Source organism: Halorubrum sp. PV6, assembly GCF_003990725.2.
Classification (GTDB): domain Archaea; phylum Halobacteriota; class Halobacteria; order Halobacteriales; family Haloferacaceae; genus Halorubrum.
Genome location: NZ_CP030064.1, coordinates 364,908 through 383,134, shown reverse-complemented (window position 1 = coordinate 383,134; position 18,227 = coordinate 364,908). Strand labels below are relative to the sequence as shown.

The 18,227-nt window shown below is 71.9% G+C and carries 19 protein-coding genes; 13 read left to right on the top strand and 6 right to left on the bottom strand.

Annotated elements, in window-relative coordinates:
• Positions 1-20: 20 nt before the first annotated feature.
• The 3 genes from DOS48_RS15565 to folP form a co-directional block, all read right to left on the bottom strand.
• Positions 21-1,091, bottom strand: coding sequence for an NAD(P)/FAD-dependent oxidoreductase (locus DOS48_RS15565; protein ID WP_127116631.1), 1,071 nt, complete (start codon positions 1,089-1,091; stop codon positions 21-23).
• A gap of 131 nt (positions 1,092-1,222) precedes the next feature.
• Complete coding sequence (locus DOS48_RS15560; RefSeq protein WP_127116630.1) at positions 1,223-2,659, bottom strand: bifunctional oligoribonuclease/PAP phosphatase NrnA; 1,437 nt, start codon at positions 2,657-2,659, stop codon at positions 1,223-1,225.
• 36 nt (positions 2,660-2,695) lie between these two features.
• Entirely contained in the window at positions 2,696-5,344 is a 2,649-nt protein-coding gene (gene folP, locus DOS48_RS15555) for a dihydropteroate synthase (protein WP_127116629.1), read from the bottom strand.
• A gap of 125 nt (positions 5,345-5,469) precedes the next feature.
• Between folP and DOS48_RS15550 the strand changes: the two genes are divergently transcribed.
• The 3 genes from DOS48_RS15550 to DOS48_RS15540 all read left to right on the top strand — a co-directional run bounded on the left by DOS48_RS15550 (position 5,470) and on the right by DOS48_RS15540 (position 7,478).
• On the top strand, positions 5,470-6,498 hold the full coding sequence (locus DOS48_RS15550; protein ID WP_127116628.1) for an ABC transporter ATP-binding protein: 1,029 nt from the start codon (positions 5,470-5,472) through the stop codon (positions 6,496-6,498).
• Positions 6,495-7,250, top strand: a complete 756-nt coding sequence (locus tag DOS48_RS15545) for an ABC transporter permease (RefSeq protein WP_127116627.1) — start codon at positions 6,495-6,497, stop codon at positions 7,248-7,250. The genes DOS48_RS15550 and DOS48_RS15545 overlap by 4 nt, the downstream gene beginning before the upstream one ends.
• A gap of 90 nt (positions 7,251-7,340) precedes the next feature.
• Positions 7,341-7,478: a zinc ribbon domain-containing protein gene (locus tag DOS48_RS15540; protein WP_127116626.1), complete on the top strand. Its 138-nt coding sequence runs from the start codon at positions 7,341-7,343 to the stop codon at positions 7,476-7,478.
• A gap of 50 nt (positions 7,479-7,528) precedes the next feature.
• On the opposite strand, the gene ilvA is transcribed toward DOS48_RS15540, so the two are convergent.
• Positions 7,529-8,740 carry a threonine ammonia-lyase gene (gene ilvA / locus DOS48_RS15535; RefSeq protein ID WP_127116625.1) on the bottom strand — a complete coding sequence of 404 codons (1,212 nt, stop codon included), beginning with the start codon at positions 8,738-8,740 and terminating at the stop codon, positions 7,529-7,531.
• Positions 8,741-8,961: 221 nt separating this feature from the next.
• Positions 8,962-9,402 (bottom strand): gamma-glutamylcyclotransferase, encoded by a 441-nt coding sequence (locus tag DOS48_RS15530; RefSeq protein ID WP_127116624.1) that lies wholly within the window; start codon positions 9,400-9,402, stop codon positions 8,962-8,964.
• A gap of 156 nt (positions 9,403-9,558) precedes the next feature.
• On the opposite strand from DOS48_RS15530, the gene DOS48_RS15525 reads away from it, so the two are divergent.
• From DOS48_RS15525 to DOS48_RS15500, 6 genes are all read left to right on the top strand, one after another.
• The gene (locus DOS48_RS15525) at positions 9,559-11,019 is read left to right on the top strand and encodes an MATE family efflux transporter (RefSeq protein ID WP_127116623.1); all 1,461 of its coding nucleotides are present in this window, start codon (positions 9,559-9,561) and stop codon (positions 11,017-11,019) included.
• A gap of 49 nt (positions 11,020-11,068) precedes the next feature.
• The gene (locus DOS48_RS15520; RefSeq protein ID WP_127116622.1) at positions 11,069-12,577 is read left to right on the top strand and encodes a stage II sporulation protein M; all 1,509 of its coding nucleotides are present in this window, start codon (positions 11,069-11,071) and stop codon (positions 12,575-12,577) included.
• 97 nt (positions 12,578-12,674) lie between these two features.
• Complete coding sequence (locus DOS48_RS15515) at positions 12,675-13,163, top strand: Hsp20/alpha crystallin family protein (RefSeq protein ID WP_127116621.1); 489 nt, start codon at positions 12,675-12,677, stop codon at positions 13,161-13,163.
• Positions 13,164-13,263: 100 nt separating this feature from the next.
• A complete protein-coding gene (locus DOS48_RS15510; RefSeq protein WP_127116620.1) occupies positions 13,264-13,677 on the top strand; it encodes an Hsp20/alpha crystallin family protein in 414 nt (137 codons plus the stop codon).
• Positions 13,678-13,847: 170 nt separating this feature from the next.
• On the top strand, positions 13,848-14,480 hold the full coding sequence (locus tag DOS48_RS15505) for a protein-L-isoaspartate(D-aspartate) O-methyltransferase (protein WP_127116619.1): 633 nt from the start codon (positions 13,848-13,850) through the stop codon (positions 14,478-14,480).
• A gap of 79 nt (positions 14,481-14,559) precedes the next feature.
• Positions 14,560-15,357: a protein-L-isoaspartate O-methyltransferase gene (locus DOS48_RS15500; protein ID WP_127116618.1), complete on the top strand. Its 798-nt coding sequence runs from the start codon at positions 14,560-14,562 to the stop codon at positions 15,355-15,357.
• On the opposite strand, the gene DOS48_RS15495 is transcribed toward DOS48_RS15500, so the two are convergent.
• Positions 15,358-15,834, bottom strand: a complete 477-nt coding sequence (locus tag DOS48_RS15495) for a carboxypeptidase regulatory-like domain-containing protein (RefSeq protein ID WP_127116617.1) — start codon at positions 15,832-15,834, stop codon at positions 15,358-15,360.
• A 118-nt stretch (positions 15,835-15,952) separates the two neighbouring features.
• Between DOS48_RS15495 and DOS48_RS15490 the strand changes: the two genes are divergently transcribed.
• From DOS48_RS15490 to DOS48_RS15475, 4 genes are read left to right on the top strand one after another with little or no spacing between them, the layout of a single operon-like run.
• Positions 15,953-17,101, top strand: coding sequence for an ATP-binding protein (locus DOS48_RS15490; protein WP_127116616.1), 1,149 nt, complete (start codon positions 15,953-15,955; stop codon positions 17,099-17,101).
• A 19-nt stretch (positions 17,102-17,120) separates the two neighbouring features.
• Complete coding sequence (locus DOS48_RS15485) at positions 17,121-17,468, top strand: CrcB family protein (protein WP_127116615.1); 348 nt, start codon at positions 17,121-17,123, stop codon at positions 17,466-17,468.
• A complete protein-coding gene (locus DOS48_RS15480; RefSeq protein ID WP_127116614.1) occupies positions 17,465-17,821 on the top strand; it encodes a CrcB family protein in 357 nt (118 codons plus the stop codon). The genes DOS48_RS15485 and DOS48_RS15480 overlap by 4 nt, the downstream gene beginning before the upstream one ends.
• Positions 17,822-17,873: 52 nt before the next feature.
• Positions 17,874-18,191 carry a hypothetical protein gene (locus DOS48_RS15475; RefSeq protein WP_127116613.1) on the top strand — a complete coding sequence of 106 codons (318 nt, stop codon included), beginning with the start codon at positions 17,874-17,876 and terminating at the stop codon, positions 18,189-18,191.
• The last annotated feature ends 36 nt before the right edge of the window (positions 18,192-18,227 follow it).

Sequence of the window (18,227 nt, the reverse complement as noted above, 5' to 3'; positions counted from 1 at the left end):
GTCAGCGCCGCCGACGGCGATCAGTCGTCCGCGGTCGCGGCGTCGACCGCGGGTTCGTACAGCTCGCCGGCGCGCTCGCGCTCGGTGAGGTACTCGTCGGCGTCGAGCGCCGCTTTCACGCCCATGCCGCCGGCGGTGGCCGCCTGCTGGTAGTGGAAGTCCACCACGTCGCCGGCGCCGAAGAGGCCCGCGACGCCCGTGGCCGTCTGGTTCCCGCCGCGGCCGCCCTCGGTGATGAGGTACCCCTCGTCGTCGGTCTCGACGCCGAGCCCCTCCAAGTAGCCCGTATTCGGCGTGTGGCCGATGGCGAAGAAGACGGCGCCGACGTCGAAGTCGTATTCGTCGACCGCGTCGGCGGTGGCCGGGTCTTCCAGCTTCTCCGTCGGGTGCCCGTCCGGGTGCTCGACGAGCGTCACACGGTCGATGCCGTCCTCCGGCGTGCCGTGGATCTCGGTGAGCTCGGTGTTTAAGAGGAGTTCTATCTCGCCGTCCTCGACCTTCTCCATCGTGCGGTCGATCCAGACGTCCTCGGCGCGGAACTCCTCGCGGCGGTGGACGATGTACACCGTGTCCGCGAACTTCGTGAGGAAGTTCGCCTCCTCCATCGCGGCGTCGCCGCCGCCGACGACGACCATGTCCTCACCGCGGAAGAACGCGCCGTCACAGGTCGCACACGTCGAGAGCCCGTATCCCATCAGTTCGTCTTCGCCGGGGACGCCGAGCGTTCGGGCGCTCGCGCCGGAGGCGGCGATCACGGCGTCCGCGGTGTAGACGTCGCCGTTCGAGAGTTCGACGCGGAAGTGGCCCGCGGGCGCTTTCGAGACGTCCTCGATGATCCCGTTTCGGGCGTCGGCGCCGAACTTCGTCGCCTGCTCTTTCATGTTGTTGATGAGTTCGGGCCCGGAGATACCCTCGGGGAAGCCGGGGTAGTTCTCCACGTCGGTGGTGAGCGTGAGCTGCCCGCCCGGCTCGTCGCCCTCGATGAGAAGCGGGTCGTTGTTCGAGCGCGCGGCGTAGATGGCGGCCGAGAGGCCGGCGATACCGGTGCCGGCGATGATCAGTCGACGATGGTCGACAGTATCGTCAGTCATGGATATGGATTCGCCGTCGCGAAGTATGTAGGTTGCGACTGTTGCGTCTTCGCTGCACGACCGCCGAACGCTCGGGGGGTCCGCCGGCGACGACGACCGCCGGCGACGCGTCTCCGAGCGGCCGAGCCGCCTCAGTCCGTCGGGTACTCCGGGAGCCCGCCCGTCGGCGGCGAGGGGGCGTCATCGATCGCTTCGAAGAACCGGCCGGCGACGAACGCCTGGACCACGTTTTCGAGCGACTCGTCGTCGGACACCTCCTCTAAGAGCCCGAGGGGGACCTGCGCGCCGGCCATGGTGGCGTGCCCGCCGGCGGAGCCGACCGGGTCGAGCGCGTCGCGGAGGAGTTCGCCCACGTCGAGGTCGGCGCCGCGAGCGCGCGCGGAGCCGTAGATGACGCCCTCCATGTAGCCGAACACGAACGTCACCGCGATGCCGTCCAGATCGAGGAGGCGCTCGGCGGCTTGCGCGAGCGTGTCGCGGTCGCCGATCTCCCCGACGCAGGAGGCCACGGTCGAGCCGCGAACGTCGCGGCCGTTGATGGCGCGGGCGAGGACCCGGAGCGTCTCGGGACTCACGCTCGGGCTCTCGACGCGCCGGAGCGTCGACTCGTCGGCGAGCGCCGACAGCGACGCCGCCGCCTCGAAGTCCGGGATCGACGTCGACCGCGTGAAGTCCTTCGTGTCGATCCGGATGCCGTACAGGAGGGCGGTCGCGAGCGAGCGGTCCGGCTCGATCCCGAGCCGAGAGAGGTAGCCGTGGATGAGCGTGCTCGTCGCGCCGGCGTCCGGGCGGATGTCGACGAACTCGCCGGCGACGGGACCGCGCGGCGGGTGGTGGTCGACGACGATGTCGACCGGGTGGCCCTCGGGGAGGCTGTCGTTGATCCCGGCCCGCGAGTGGTCGACGAGGGCCACCCCGCCGTACCCGTCGAGGTCGAGGTCGTCGAAGGTCCGAAGCGAGAGGTCGAGGAGGTTCATCATCGCGCGGTTCTCCTGGTGGGCGATCTCGCCCCCGTAGCAGGCGTCGGCCGGGACGCCGACCGACTCGGCCGCCCGCGCGAGGCCGAGCGCGCTCGCGATGGCGTCGGGGTCGGGGTTGTCGTGGGCGACGACCAAGAGCGGGCCGGAGAGCGTCCGGAGCGTGGACACGAGGCGGATCGGCTCCTCGTTGGCGTCGGCGCCGGTCGCCTCGCGGACGCGGGCGGCGATCGCCTCCACGGGGTCGACGAGGCGGTCGGCGGTCTCGCGGAGCGTCGCCTGCTGTTCGTCGGTCGGATCGTCGCCGACGTGCGCGACGATCATGGCGTCCGGGTACGTGCGGCGCGCGGCGACCGCGGCGGCGACGTTCCGGGCGGCGTCGTCGCTCGCGATCAACACGACCTCGGCGCTGTCGGGGTACGTCGCAGGGTCGGTCGGGTCGGCCTCCACGGTGGCGACGTTGCGGTCGCGCAGGGTCGAGACCCACCCGGTGTCGTCGGTGACCGCGACGAGGTCGCCGTGTGACTGGCGGGTGCGCTCGACGAGGGTGTTCCCGACCGCGCTACAGCCGAGCAGCAGACGCCGGGCCATACCCACGCGAGGGCATCCCGACGCAAAACGCTGCCGTCATTCCGCCGGGTCGTGCTCGGTCGGCTCCGCGTCGGCGCGCTGGGAGCCGTTCACCGCGGCGGCCACGTCGACGGCGGCGCGGTTCTCCGCCACGTCGTGGACCCGGACGATGTCGGCCCCGCGGTCGGCGGCGAGCGCGGTCGCGGCGACCGTGGCGTGTTCGCGGTCGTCCGGATCGCGGTCGACGGCCGCGAACAGCGACTTGTGCGAGTGGCCGATCAGCACCGGGCAGTCGAGCGCGGCGAACTCGCCGACCCGGTCGATCAGGTCGAACGACTCGCCGGGCGAGGTGCCGAACCCGATCCCCGGATCGACGATCACCCTGTCGCGGTCGATGCCGGCCGTGTCGGCGAGCGCCAGTCGCTCGCGCAGCGACGCGATCACGTCGTCGACGACGTCGTCGTACTCGGGGTCGTTGGTCGGGTCGACGGGCGCGTCGAGGCTGTGCATCACCACGACCGGACAGCCGGCGTCGGCGACGACCTCGCGCATCGCCGGGTCGGCCAGCCCGGTCACGTCGTTGATGATGTCGGCGCCGGCCGAGAGCGCCGCCGCCGCGACTTCCGGTTTTCGCGTGTCGACGGAGACCAGCACGTCGCCGTCGGCGACGGCCGACACCGACTGGACCGCCTCGATGGTCGGGACGACCCGGTCGATCTCCTCGTCGACCGGAACGGGGTCGGCCCCCGGCCGAGTGGACTCGCCGCCGACGTCCACGATGTCGACGCCGGCCCCGACCATTCGCTCGACGCCGGCGACCGCGTCCTCCATGGCGGCGTGTCGCCCGCCGTCGTGGAAGGAGTCGGGCGTGACGTTGAGCACGCCCATGACCGCGGTGCCGTCGCTCCAGGGGTACGCCGCGTCGTGAGGCGTCCGGTCTCCGGGTGAAGACGACCGCTCCCCGTCGAGGCCGACCCGATCGGCGATGTCGGCCGCGATCCCCGCGAACGCCTCGCGCTCGGCGAGCCGGTCGCAGAGCGCGCGGTACGTCGCGACCGTCCCCGCGAGGGTGACGGGGACGCGCTCGCCACCGGAGGCGCGCCCGTCGCCGGCGCCGAGACCGCCGAGCGCCGCCTCGCCGCCGACCTCGCGGAGGAGGGCGGCGATCCGCTCCGCGCGGTCGCCGCGAAGCCGGAGCGAGAGGACTCGGTGGTCGAACGCGTCTGCGCGGTCGGCGGCCGCGTCGGATGCGAGCCCGCCCCTTTTAAGTGTGCGAGTCGCGCTCGCGGTGGGGTCGGTGCCGGTTGGGGAGCGCGGCGTGACGGTCCGCATCCGCGCCGCGCGGGCTTCCGCGACCGCGAACAGCGAGCCGACGAGCAGCACGCAGTCAGCGTCGTCGGCTCGCTCGACCGCGGCGTCGAGCGCGGCGGCCACGTCGCTCCCGGCGGTCACGTCGTCGACGCCGGCGGTTCGGAGCGCGGCGGCCAACACCTCCGGATCTTCTGCTCTGTCGAGGTCGGGGCGGCAGGTGATCGCCGAGGCCGCCGGCGGGAGCGCGCTCACGGCGGCCGCGTGGTCCTTGTCGTGCATCGCGCCGTAGACGAGGTGGAGGTCGTCGTAGTCGTACTCGGCGAGCGTACCCGCGAGCGTCTCGCAGGCCGCCGGGTTGTGCGCGCCGTCGAGGACCGTCAGGGGAGCGGTCTCGACCACCTCGAACCGGCCGGGCCACGTCGCTCGCGCGAGGCCGTCGCGGACGGCGGCCTCGGAGACCGACGCGTCGGACGCGTCCGCGGCCTCGGTCGACTCGCCCCCGTCGTCGAGCGCCGTCGCGGTGCGGCGAGCGAGCGCGGTCGCGATTCCCGCGTTCGTCGCCTGGTGGTCGCCGACCAGCGGAATTCGGAAGGTCCCGTCCAGTTCGCCCGAAAACGCCACTTCGGCATCTGTCGGACTCACGCGACCCTTATAAGCGACGGAGAGAGCGGGTTCGTCGGTCGTCGCGTCGGCTGCGTCGGCCGCGTCGTCGGACGCATCGCGCTGGCCTGCCCCGGCAACCGTGGCGACCGGGGCACCGGCGTCGGCGGCGACCTCGCGCACGACCGACAGGGCCTCGCCCTCGCAGGCGGTGACGAGGGGGACACCCCCGCCCGCGATCCGAGACTTGGTGCGGGCGATTTCCGCGACCGTGTCTCCGAGGACCGCCGTGTGTTCGAGCGAGACGTTCGTGACCGCGGTCGCGACGGGGTCGACCGCGCTGGTGGCGTCGTACTCCCCGCCGAGGCCGACCTCCAGGACCGCCACGTCGACCTCGCGGCGCGCGAACTCGTGGACCGCCATCGCCGTCACGACCTCGAAGAAGGTGAGGGGCTCGCCGGCGGCCGCGCGCTCGACGAGCCACGGCTTCACCTGCTCGACGAAGTTGGCGATCGCCGCCTCGGTCATGGCCAGCCCGTCGACGCGGACCCGTTCGGCGAGCGCGGAGAGGTGCGGAGAGGTGTAGAGGCCGACCGAGAGCCCGGCTTCACGGAGGATCGACTCGGTCATCCGCGCGGTGCTTCCCTTCCCGTTCGAGCCCGCGACCTGCACGAACGACACGTCCGCCTCCGGGTTCCCGAGCCGGTCGAGCAGGGCCGCAACGCGCTCGGTCCCCGGCTTCACCGAGAAGCGGCGGAGGTCGAAGAGGAACGCCGCCGCCTCGTGGTAGTGCATACGCTTTGGGTCGGCTCGCCGTCGCTTAGGCGTAACGGACCGGGAGCGACGCGAGGCGCCGACCGGGCGGTCGGGGTCGCGCTCGAAGAGCAACCCTTACGCGCGCGGCACCCCGATTCGTTCGCATGAACGAGACCGCGGCCGCGTCGGCGCCGGACGCCGAGACGGAGGGGCCGGATCGCCGCGCTGCCGGCACCGACCCGGTCGTCGTTGGCGACGGCGTCCGCAAGTCGTACGGCGACGTCGTCGCGCTCGACGGCGTGGAGGTCCGGGTCGAACCCGGCGAGGTGTTCGGGCTGATCGGCCCCAACGGCGCGGGGAAGACGACGCTCGTCCGCGCGCTGACGGGCACGACCGACGCCGAGGGCGTCCTGGAGGTGTTCGGCGTCCCGCCGACCGAGGTCGACCCGCAGCGGGTCGGACTGCTGCCGCAGTCGTTCGACCCGCCGGAACGGCTCACGGCGACCGAACTGGTCGACTACTACGGCGGCCTGTACGACGCGGCCCGCGACACCGGGTCCGTCCTCCGGGATGTGGGGATGGCCGACGACGCCGACGCGTGGTACGAGACGCTCTCTGGCGGGCAAAAGCGGCGGACCTGCGTCGCCACCGCCATCGTCAACGACCCCGACCTCCTCTTTCTCGACGAGCCGACCACGGGGATCGACCCGGCCGGGCGGCGGTCGATCCACCGCCTCATCGAGCGGCTCGCCGACGACGGCACGACCGTCTTCCTCACGAGTCACGCGATGGACGAGGTCGAGCGGCTGGCCGACCGGGTCGCGCTCCTCCGCGACGGCGCGGTCGTCGCCGTCGGCGCCCCCGACGACCTCATCGCCGAACACGGCGGGGACCCGCGGCTTGAGGTCGCGCTCGGCGAGGCGGCGGCGGAGGCGGACGCCGAGGCGGTGACGGCGGCGCTCTCCGGACGCGCCGCGGTCGAGTCCACCCGCAAGGGGCTCCGGATCGTCGGCGTCAGGCCGGAGGATATCGGCGACGCCGTCGACGCGCTAGAGGCGGCCGGCGTCGCCTTCGAGTCGCTCGCGTGGTCCGAGCCGTCGCTTGAGGACGTGTACCTCCGACTCACGGGCGAGGAGTACTCGCCGCGGGCGGGGGGCTTCGACGAAGCCGAGACGGAGGAGGGCGACCGATGACCCGCGCGGGGCGGATCGCGACCGAGGCGAGCGCGGCGGCGCGGTCGTTCCTCCGGCGGCGGACGGCGGTGTTCTTCACCTTCTTTTTCCCCGTCATCCTCGTGGTCATCTTCGGCGCGTTGGTCCAGACGCAGCCGACCGGCGGCGGGCTGTTCGCCGAGCCGGCCGGCTACTACATCCCCGGCTACCTCGCGGTCGTCGTGCTGTTCACGCCGCTGTCGCGGGTCGGCTCGGAGATCGCCAGGCACCGCGACGGCGGGCGGTTCGAGAAGCTGGCGACCACGCCGCTCTCGCGCACCGAGTGGCTGCTCGCGCACACCCTCGTCAACATCGCGATCATCGGCGCGGCGAGCCTGCTCATCTTGGGGCTCGTCCTGGCCGTGACCGACGCCGAGCCGGTCGTCTCGCCGGCGCTCGCGGTGTTGCCCGTCTTCGTGGTCGTTGCCGTCGCGCTCTTCTGCGGGCTCGGCGCGCTGCTCGGCGCGCTCGCGGACTCACAGGACGGGGTGATCGCCGCGAGCAACACGGTCGCGCTCCCCCTCCTCTTCCTCTCCGAGACGTTCGTCTCGCCGGCGCTGCTGCCGGAGTGGTTCCTGCCGGCGGTGGCGGCCTCGCCGCTGACGTACTTCGCGCGGGGGACCCGAGCGATCGTCTTCGAACCCGGCCCGTGGCTCGGCGACCTAGCGGTGCTGTCGGTGCTCGCCGTCGCGTTCCTGGCGCTCGGTGCGTACGCGGTGCCGCAGACCGACTGACGGGGGGTTTACGCCCGACACGGCGCCGGCGACGCGGAAGCCGGTCATTTATATCGTCTGATACCCTCCCCGACAACGAGAGGGAAAGCGTTGCCCACCGTTCAATTCACCTGCTCGGACTGCGCACAGACCATCGAGGTCAACGACGAGATGCGGGAGACGATCCTCGACGTGGGGTGTCCGGTCTGCACGACCGCGGCCGCCACGGACGACTTCGAGGACGAGTAGCGGCCGTACCGCCGGGAGCGCCCGCGTGGCTATTCATCCGATCGGCTCGATCACGAGAGAATCTCGACCACGTACCCGTCCGCTTCGAGCGCGTCGACGATGTCGGCGGCGTGGTCGGCGTCGTCGGTCTCCAATTCGAGTTCCAGTTCGGCGGCGTTGACCGCCACGTCCCGCGAGGTGCGGTCGTGGTGGACCGCGTAGACGTTCGCGCCGGTCCGGGCGACGATACTGGAGACGCGCTCCAGTTCGCCGGGGCGGTCTTTTAAATCGATCGTGATCTTCAGGTAGCGGCCCATCTGGACGAGGCCGCGCCGGATCACGGTCCCGAGGCGGTTGAGATCGATGTTGCCGCCACAGAGCGCGGCGACGACCGTCTCGTCGTCGTCGTACGCGAACGCCTCGGAGAGGACGGCCGCGAGCGCGACGGCGCCGGCCCCCTCCACGAGCGTCTTCGAGCGCTCTAAGAGCAGCGTGAGCGCCAAGGCGATCTCGCGGTCGTCGACCGTGACGACCTCGTCGACGTACTCGGCCATGACTTCGAGGGTCTGTTCGCCGACCGACCGCGTGGCGATCCCGTCGGCGATCGTGTCGACGCTGTCGATCTCGGTGACCTCGCCCGCCGACAGCGACGCGGCGGCCGAGGCCGCCCCCTCGGCTTGGACGCCCACGACCCGCGCGTCGGGGAGTTGCTCTTTGATCGCGACCGCGACGCCGGAGATGAGCCCCCCGCCGCCGATCGGGACGACGACGGTGTCCAAGTCGGGACAGTCGTCGACGATCTCCAAGCCGAGCGTCCCCTGTCCCGCCATCACCACGGGGTCGTCGAACGCGTGGACGTACGTCCGGCCCTCCTGGCGCTCCAGCTCGTGGGCGTACGCCTGCGCCTCGTCGTAGTCGACGCCCTCCAGCCTGACGCTCGCGCCGTACCCGCGGGTGGCCTTCACCTTCGAGACGGGCGCGAACTTCGGCATCACGACGGTGGCGTCGACGCCGGCGCGGTCGGCCGCGAGCGCGACCCCCTGCGCGTGGTTGCCCGCGCTCGCGGTGACCACGCCGGCCTCGCGCTCGGACTCGGAGAGGGTGGCGATGCGGTTCATCGCGCCGCGGATCTTGAACGCGCCGGTGCGCTGGAAGTTCTCCAGTTTGAGGTGGACGTCGGCGCCGCTCATCTCGGAGAAGGTCCGCGACCGCTCTAGCGGGGTGTGGCGGGCCACGTCGTCGACGCGCTCTCGCGCCTCGCGAACGTCGGAGAGACTGATCATACGCCGTTTTGACCGGGCCGAGCGCTAATCGGTTCCGGTCCGGGGCGGCGTCCGACTGGACGAAGCGAGGACGGCTCGAAACCGAGCCGCGGGCTCGCCGTCTGTGAAAGGGGGAATGCACGCGTGTGACGTGCAAGTGAACGAAGATGAGCCGAATACAAAAAGGTGCGGCTAGCGGAGTGGAAGTGAAACCGCACGACTGCGGCGCCGTCATCGCTCCGTCAGACGGGATCGCGGGTGTTCAGGCCGACCCGAACGGCCGCTCGGTCGACGTACCGATCGACCCGAGCCGCGAAGCCGAGGTCGGTGGCGGTCCCGGCGCCGGGGCCGTCGGCTCCGCCCGGCCACGTCGCGTCCGCGTCGAGGCGGTCCGGGTCGCCGACGTACACCGCCGCCTCGTCGGGGTGCCCCTCCGGCGCGTCGAGCGGGACCGACACCCGTCGGTACAGCCCCGTCTCGACGGACTCGTAGGCGTCGAGCGCGGCCGACTCGTCGGTCCGGAGGAGGCGACCGCCCGTCTCGCCGCCCGGCGCGAGCGTCGGGTACCGCCCCTCGACGAGGTGAAGCCCGAACAGCGTCGCCGAGCCGACGTACACGTACGAGTCGAGCACCTCTGCGGCTCGCTCCGGTTCGGTCAGCGTGCCGTACACGAACACGTCCATAGCCCGTGTGAGTCGTTCGCGTGCTTTAACGTTCGGGCACGGAACCCCGATCGCGACCGGCGTCGGTACACGGCCGCGCTCGGAGCGGTGATGCCCCGTCGCGGCCGGCGTCGGCTCCGACATATAAATGCGGAGGGGCCGTCTCTGTGGTGACAGATGGACCTCTCGCGGCTGCGACGCGTCTGGACGCGGGTCTTTTCGCTCGCGTGGCCGGTGATGGCCGAGCAGACGTTCCGCACCGCGATGCGGACGACCGACGTGCTCGTCACCGCGCTGTTCTCCCCGGCGGCCGTCGTCGCGATCGGGCTCGCCGACCTCTACGCGCGGTTCCCGCTCCGGATCGGCCTCGGCCTCGGCGGCGGCGCGATCGCGCTCTCCTCGCAGGACACGGGGGCGGGCGCGACCGGCACGCGCGACGAGGCGGTGACGCAGGCGATCCTCGTGGGCGCGCTGGCGGGGACGCCCTTCGTGCTCTTCGGCTTCCTGTTCGGCGAGCACGCGATCGACCTCTTCGGGCGACTCGTCGGCAAGCGGACGCCCGCGGCGGTCGTCGCGCTCGGGTCGACGTACCTCGCGATCGTCTTCGCGACCGCCCCCGCGCGCCACGTCGCGTTGATCGCCGCCCGCGCGCTGCAGGGGACGGGCGACACCCGCACGCCGATGTACGTCAACGTCGTCGCCAACTCGGTCAACATCGCGGGGTCGATCTGTCTCGGGCTCGGGCTGTTCGGCCTCCCGCGGCTGGAGGTCGTCGGCGTCGGCCTCGCGACCGCCGGCGCCAACGTGCTCACGGCGGGGCTCCTGTGTCTCGCCATCTGGGGGCCGTGGACCGCCGCCTCGTTCGCCAGACCCCGCGACCCGACGATCGCGAGCCAGCTCCTCCGGGTGAGCGCGCCCCGCGTCCTCGAAGGCATCGGCTCGGAGGTCGCCGAATTCCCGTTCAACGCCCTGCTCCTCGGGTTCGGCGAGGCGGTCAACGCCGGGTTCCAGATCGGCCGGCGGGTGTACCAGCAGGTGACGGCTCCCCTCTCGCGGGGGTACAACGTCGCCGCCTCGGTGCTTGTCGGTCAGTCGCTCGGCGCGGGCGACGCCGAAGAAGCCCGGTTCAACGGGTGGGCCGTCGCGGGCCTGGGCGTGGTGACGGTCGGGACCATCGGGCTCGGACTCGTCGCGCTCGCTCCGCGCTTCGTACCGCTGTTCACCGACGACGCGCCCACGATCGCGTACGCGGTCGACTTCGCTCGGGTGTACGGCGTCGCCGGCGCCGCCTTCGTGTCGTTTTCGGCGCTCTCCGGGGCGTTACAGGGCGCCAGCGAGACCAGAATCCCCTTCGTCGCTCGGGTGTCAGCGATGTTCGGTCTCTTTCTCGGCGCGTCGTGGGCCCTCGGGAGAACGGCCGGATTCGGCCCGCAGGGCGCCTACGTCGGCGTGTCCCTCGCGTACGTCTGGATGGCGCTCGTCGTCGCCGCCGGCTTCCGCTACTCGGGGTGGGCCGACCGCGCCGCCGCGATGATGGCCGAGCGAACGAGCGAGCGCGACGCCAACGCAGCGGGAGACGACGCGCCGTCGTCTACGGAGGCGTCTCCGGAGTCGCCGCCGGACCGCCCCTCGAAGTGATCGACGCGGCGACTCCGTTTTTAAGTATCCGACGACCGAACCCGAGCGCATGGACCTATCAGCCGCCGTTTCCGCCACCGCGGCGACCCTCCGACGGCGCCCCGCCGATCTGCTCCCGTTTTACCTCCTCGGGACCGCGATCCCTGTTATCGCCCGGATGGGCCTCTTCGTGGCGCTCGCCGGGACGTACCTCCACTTCGAGTTGACCGGACGACTCGCCGACGCGCGTCGCGCGCTCGCCGAACTCGACGTGACGCCCCCCGAGACGCAGGACCCGGAGGCGCTACAGGCGTGGGCCGAGAGCATCGGGCCGGCGCTCGAACCCCTCGCGTCGCCGACCGCGGTCCTCCTCGTGACCGCCGGGACCGTCGCCACCCTGCTGTTGGCCGTCCTGACGTACGCCGCGGTCTCCGCCGGCCAGATGTCGGCGGTGGCGGGGCGGATTCGCGGCCAGCGAGGGCTCACAGCCGGGATCGACGGCGTGCGACGGCGTTGGGTCACGTTCCTCGGGCTCTACGTCGCCGAGTTCGTGGTGTGGGCGGGCGTGGTGTCGCTCGCGGCCGTCGCCGTCGGCGGGGCGTTCCTCGTCAATCCGTTCCTCGGGGCCGCCGTCGCGCTCTTCGGCCTGCTCGTCGTGTTGGTCGTCCTGCTCGCCGTCCGCGCCGTGTTCGCGTTCGCCCCGTCGGCGGTCGTCATCGACGAGACGGGCGTCGTCGGCGCCGTCGAAGGCGCCGGCGGGTTCATCCGTGCGAACCCGGTCGACGCGCTCGCGTACCTCGTCGTGGCCGTCGGCGTCCTCGTGGCCGTCTCGTCGGTCACGTCCGCGCTCGCGTTCCTCGGCGGCGGGGCCGTCGTCGCCCTCGGCAGCGCGGTCGTCGCCGCGCCCGCGCTCGACCTGCTCAAGACCGCGCTGTACGGCGACCACCGCGGCGTGCTCGCTCCCGTCGAGCCGGTCGGCGCGTCGCTCCGCGCCCAGTTCGTCGGCGGGGTCCGCCGCGGGTGGCGCGAGATGCGGACGTTCGTCCGGGACACGCCGGGCCTCCACGCGGTCGCCGTCCTCGTCGGCGTGGCGTTCGGCGCGGTCGGATGGCTTGCCGTCGACCCCTTCGTCGGCGCGGTTACCACCTCGATCGAATCGCGGCTGGTCGGCCATCTGCCGCCGGCGGCCGCGCTGAACTTCTTCGGGAACAACTGGTCGGTCGCCATCGCGACCGCCTTCGCGGGCACCGCGCTCGGTCTCCCCGCGCTCTCGTCCGTCGCGTTCAACAGCGTCGCGCTCGGCGCCATCGCGGCGCTCGAAGAGAACCTCGCCGCGCTGCTCGCCTTCGTCGCCCCGCACGGAATTTTCGAACTCCCGGCGCTTTTCATCTCCGGCGCGCTCGGGATCCACCTCGGAATCGCCTCGTGGCGAGCGTTTCGCGGGCGTCTCTCGCGTGAGAGGTTCGCCGACGCGCTCGAACGCGCGTTCTGGGTGTCGATCGGCGTCGGCGTGTTGATCGCGGTCGCCGCGGTCATCGAAGGGTTCGTGAGCCCGTACTACTGGCGGCCGTTCCTCTGACGCGGCGGCTCGCTCGTCACGCGCGACAGCCCCTCGGCCGTCGGGTTCCGCACTTCGCCCGTACGTTCAAGTCGCTGCGCCACCAATCCTGACCTGTATGACACGACGCGATCCATTCACCGAGATCGAAGACCTGCTCGAACGGATGGGACGGGAGTTCGAGGAGCTCGGCGGCACGCTCGACACGCCGGGCGGCGGCGTCCCGCGACTCCCCGGCGCCGGCGGCGTCCCCGTGGACGTCTTCGAAGATGACGAGGCGGTCACCGTACGGGCCGACCTCCCCGGCTTCGACGCCGACGAGGTCGAGGTGGAACTCAACGACGAGACGCTGTCCATCGCCGCGACTCGCGAGGAGGAACACGAGGCCGAAGCGTCCGCGGAAGACGACGAGGTCGCACCCGACGACGACACCGACGTTCGGTACCACCGTCGCGAGCGTCGTCGACGGAGCGTCTCGCGCCGGGTCCAGATCCCCGCCGCCGTCGAGCGCGACGGCGCGACCGCCTCGTACGACGACGGCGTCCTCACCGTCACGCTTCCGAAGCGGTCCTCGGAGGGCGCCGGCCACAGCATCGACGTGAACTGAGCTACGGCGACACCGCCGACCGGTGACGAAACCGGCGGACGCGAGCTATCACGTGTCTGTGCGTATTTAATAGCTCAGCGGCCGAATATAGGGGAGAACCATGAACAGAACCAACCCCTTCGACGAGATCGAGCAGTTCTTCGGCCGCGCGCCCTTCGGCGGCGACCGCGCGTGGGGGCGTGACCTCCGGACGACCGACATCGACCTGGCCGAGTACGACGACGAGTTCGTCGTGATGGCCGACCTCCCCGGATACGACCGCGAGCACATCAGCGTGCGGGTGTCGGACGGCCGGCTCACGATCACCGCCGACCGCGACGCGGAACGCGAGGACACGGACCGACAGTACCTCCGACGCGAGCGGCGCCACGAGTCGATCAGCCGGTCCATCGACCTGCCGGGCCGCATCGCCGACGAAGACGCGAGCGCGACGTACCGCCACGGCGTGCTGACGGTCACTCTCCCGAAGGCCGCCGACACGGAAGCGGACGGCCACCGGATCGACATCGCGTAGCCGGCGGAGCCAGCGCGGGACAGACGGCGAAGCGCCATTTATCAGCGGAATTCGATACTTTATAAATCGAGACTGACTATTTATAAACGGCAGTTCGTCCGACCGCACGCGACGACGCTCGGCGGCCGCTCGCCGACAGCCTCACCACACGTCGCGTGTTAGAGGGACTCATGGACACAGCCGACGACGAGGCGGCGCGTCAGCGGCTCGTCGCGAGCCTCCGCGAGCGGCTCGACGTGTCGGAGCGGACGCTGGCGGCGATAGCGGCCGTCCCGCGACACGCGTTCGTTCCCGACCGCTATCGGTCGCGCGCCTACGACGACCGACCGCTGCCGATCGGCCACGAGCAGACGATCAGCGCGCCGCACATGGTCGCGGTCATAACCGACCTCCTCGACCTCGACTCCGGTGACAGGGTGTTCGAAGTCGGGACGGGATGCGGGTACCACGCGGCCGTCGTCGCCGAGATCGTCGGGCCGGGAAACGTCTACAGCGTCGAACGCGTCCCCGCGCTGGCCGAGGCGGCCCGCGAGCGACTCGACCGGCTCGGATACGATGTGACCGTTCGGGCCGGCGACGGACGGGACGCGTTCGCGGAGCGTCCGGCCTTCGACGCGGCGTACCTGACTTGCGCGCCGGCGGACGGCGTGCCGGCCGGGATCGTCGACCGGGTGCGGACGGGCGGTCGGATCGTCGCGCCGGTCGGTCGAGAGGGCGCACAGCGGCTCGTCAGGCTGACCGTCGGCGAAGCCGGCCTCGAACGCGAGGACCACGGCGGCGTCCGGTTCGTTCCGATGCGGTAGAGCAGAACGGCGGAGGCGGCGGCGCGGGCGGGGGACGACCGAGCGAGCAGTTTTAGAGGGCCGAGTGCCGAGTCGGGCTATGGACGAGGCGTCGCTTCGAGCCGACATGATCGAGGGGCTCGAACACCAGATCGGCGAGACGCTCGACGGGACCGTGCTGACGGCGCTCCAGCGCGTCTCCCGAGAGCCGTTCGTCGAGGACGCCTCGGCGACGGTCGGAGACGATATCGGTGCGAGAGCGCAGAGCGGAGAGAGCGACGACCGATCGCTCGAACTCGCGACGGTGGTCCGGCTGCTCGCCACGCTCGACGCCGACGAGGGCGACGAGGTCCTCGTCGTCGGGGCGGGCGTCGGGTACTCGGTCGCGCTGATCGCCGAAATCGTCGGCGCGAAGCGCGTCCACGCGGTCGACATCGACCGGGAGGCGGTGGCGATCGCACGGTCGAACCTCTCCGCGACGGGATACGACGCCGTCCTCGTCGACCGGCGCGACGGGGTCCACGGGCTCCCCGAGTACGCGCCGTACGACCGGATTCTCCTCGAAGCGGGGGTCGTCGAGCCGCCGCGCGCGCTCCGCGAGCAGTTGGCTTCGGGAGGCCGGATCGTCTATCCGCGCGGCACGACGGTACAGACGATCGCCGCGATCGAACGGCCGACAGACGGCGAGACGGCCGTCGACGACGACGACGCCCCTGCGGGGTTCCAGACGGTCGAGACGGCCGGACCGACACGGGTGCAGCCGATGCTCGCCGACGGCGAACAGCGCGGGGTCGAACGGAACCGGACGCGCCGCGAAGACGCCGAGCGCGCCGAGCAAGGCCACTTCGCGCGCCACGGCTGGGAGCAGGACTGGATCGACTGGGACGACCAGGTCTGATCACTCTTCGACCACCAGCACCTCCGTGTTCCCGCGCTCGTCGACGTAGTCGCCCTCGGCCGGCGGTTTCACCTCAACGGTGAGCGTCCCGTCCGGCTGGTTCGGTCCGAGTGTCGGGTCGACGTCGACCGTCGCGGTTCCGTCCGATCCGGTGGTTCCGGTCGCGACGCCGTCGATCTGTGCCGAGCCGCTCCGGACGATGACCGTCGCGTCGGCGACGCGAGAGCCGTCCGGGTCAACGACGGCGACGTCGATCGACTGCTCGCCCGGCGTCGTCACCTCGGGCTGTGGCTGCGCGTCGACCTCCGTCGCCGCCAGGCCGTCGATGTCGCCGATCATCCCCATCATCACGCTGAGGCTCGCGACGCCGACGACCAGCGCGATGACGAGCCTGACGGGAAGGCCCTCGATAGCCCGGCGGTCCGTGCGAAACGATCGGTCGTTCCTGGTGCGTCCGTCGTGTGTCGTAGGCGGCATACGGTCGGTGGTCGCGGTATCGGGGATAAATGGTGGGGCGGGATTCGGGCGGAGGGCGGACGAACGAGCCGTCGCGTCTCCCGTCGCTTTTGTACGAGACCGCGGCCACTCCGCGGCGATGTACGTCCTCGGACGCGACACCGATTCGGCCGGCGGAGCCGACACCGCCGGAACGAGCGACGCGAGCGGGACGAGCGACGACGGACGGCTACCGACGGTTCGGCTCGGGTCGTTCCGTGCGCGTGACGGCAGCGCCGGCGCCGCGGTGGGCCTCGACGCCAACGGGCCCCACGCCGGCGTCGTCTTCGGCAAGCGGGGGACCGGAAAGTCGTACACGCTCGGAGTCATCGCGGAGGGACTCGCCGCGAACCGCGGCGTCGCGCCGGTGGTAATCGATCCGATGGGAGTCTTCGGTGGGCTCCGGGCGGTCGGCGGGCGCGTCGTCGAACCGCGCGTTCGCCCGGCGGCCATCCCGCCCGACGCGTGGCCGGATCTGCTCTCGCTCGACCCGGCCGGCGGGCCGGGGAGCCTCGTGTGGCGCGTCGTCGCCGACGCGTTCGACGCCGCCGGAGACGGGGGCTCGGAGCAGGCAACTGGGTCGCCGTCGCTCGCGACGCTCCGCGAGCGGGTCGACGCCGCAGACGCTCCCGCGGCTGACCGGCGGGCGGCCGCGAACCACCTCCGACTCGCGGCGTCGTGGGGGGTGTTCGACGCCGATGCGCCACCGATCGCGCGGGTCGCCGCCGACGGCAACCCGACGGTCTTGGACCTCGCGGGAGCCCCCGAGCCGGCCGCGGCCGCGGTCGTCAGGGCGGTCGCCCGCGCGCTCTACGACGCCCGGATCGACGGGGAGATCGATCGGCTCCCCTGGCTGCTCGTCGACGAGGCGCACGCCTTCTTCGGCGGCGTCGCCGACCCCGCGCTCCGGACGCTTTTGACCCGCGGCCGCGCGCCGGGCGTCTCGCTCGTCTGTGCGACGCAGCGACCCGGTGCGGTCCCGAGCGTCGCCGTCTCGCAGGCCGACCTCGTCGTCGCCCACCGGCTCACCGCCGAGCGCGACCGCGACCGACTCGCCGAGGCGGAGGCGAGCTACCTCGCCGGTGACCTCGTCTCGCGCCTGCCGACCGGTACCGGGGAGGCGCTCGTCGTGGACGACGCGACGGAGACGGCACACACCGTCCGGGTCCGCGAGCGACGGACTCCGCACGGCGGCGGGAGCCCGCGGGCGAGCGAGGCGGCCGCGCCGAAGCCAGAAGACCCAAGATAAGCGCCGGTGAGTCGTCGGTATGGAACGGACGGCGTTCGGGTACCTCCTCGTCGCGCTCGGCGGCTGCGCCGGTGCCGTCGCGAGGTACGGGGTCGACGTCGCCGTCGGCGACACGACGGGCGTCGGGACGCTGCTCGTGAACGTCGGTGGCTCGTTCGCGCTCGGCTTCCTCCTCCCTCGCATCGCGCGCCGACGAACTCGACTGTTCGTCGGCACCGGCGCGCTGTCGTCGTTTACGACCTACAGCACCTTCGTCGCTGACGCCGTGTCGCTCGGAACGACGGTCGGCGCCGCGTACGTCGCCGCGAGCTACGCGGCCGGGTTCGCCGCCGCGGCCGCCGGGCTGATCGCGGGGGAGCGGCTGTGACCGACCCGCTGATCGCAGCCGCCCTCGTCGGCGTGGGCGGAGCGGTCGGCGCCGCCGGGCGACACGCGGTCGGCCTCCGAATCGAGGGGCGGCGGTCCGTCGTGGCGGTCAACGCCCTCGGGAGTTTCGCGCTCGGCGCCGTCCTCGCCGCGCCGACCGGTTCCGGCGCGACGCTGGTGGCGGCCGTCGGGTTCTGTGGCGCCTTCACGACGTTCTCTTCGTTCGCCGTCGAGACGGTCTCGATTGCGGCCGACGGCGACGGGCGAACCGCGGCCGAGTTCGCGGTCGTAACCGCCGTGACCGCGCTGTTCGCCTTCCTCGTCGGCGCGGGGGTCGGCGGCGTCGTCCGCTGATCGGGCTGGAAAAAACGACAGGTACAGGCGGATCCGGCCCGTACCTGCTCGCGTGACCGACGACGCCGAGAGCCGGGGTGACGCCGACGGGACCGTCGCCGAGCGCGCGCGCTCAGATGCACCGCCCGACGAAGGCACCGCCCCGACCGATTTCGGGGATCTCACGCTGCCACAGCGCGCGTTCGTCGCGGCCGTCCAGAACCCGACCCGCGGCGTCGTCATCGTCGGACTACTCGCGTTCGCCTTCTCGTTTTACGTCGCGTTCTGGCTTATCTACCCGCTCGTCGCGGCGTTCCTCTCCGCTATCGGGCTCATTCTGGTCGGAATCGTCGTCCTCGTCTACGTCGTTTCCGATCGGTTCGCTCGGTGATCGGGGCCGGAGCGTCGTCGCGGTCGTGACGGAACC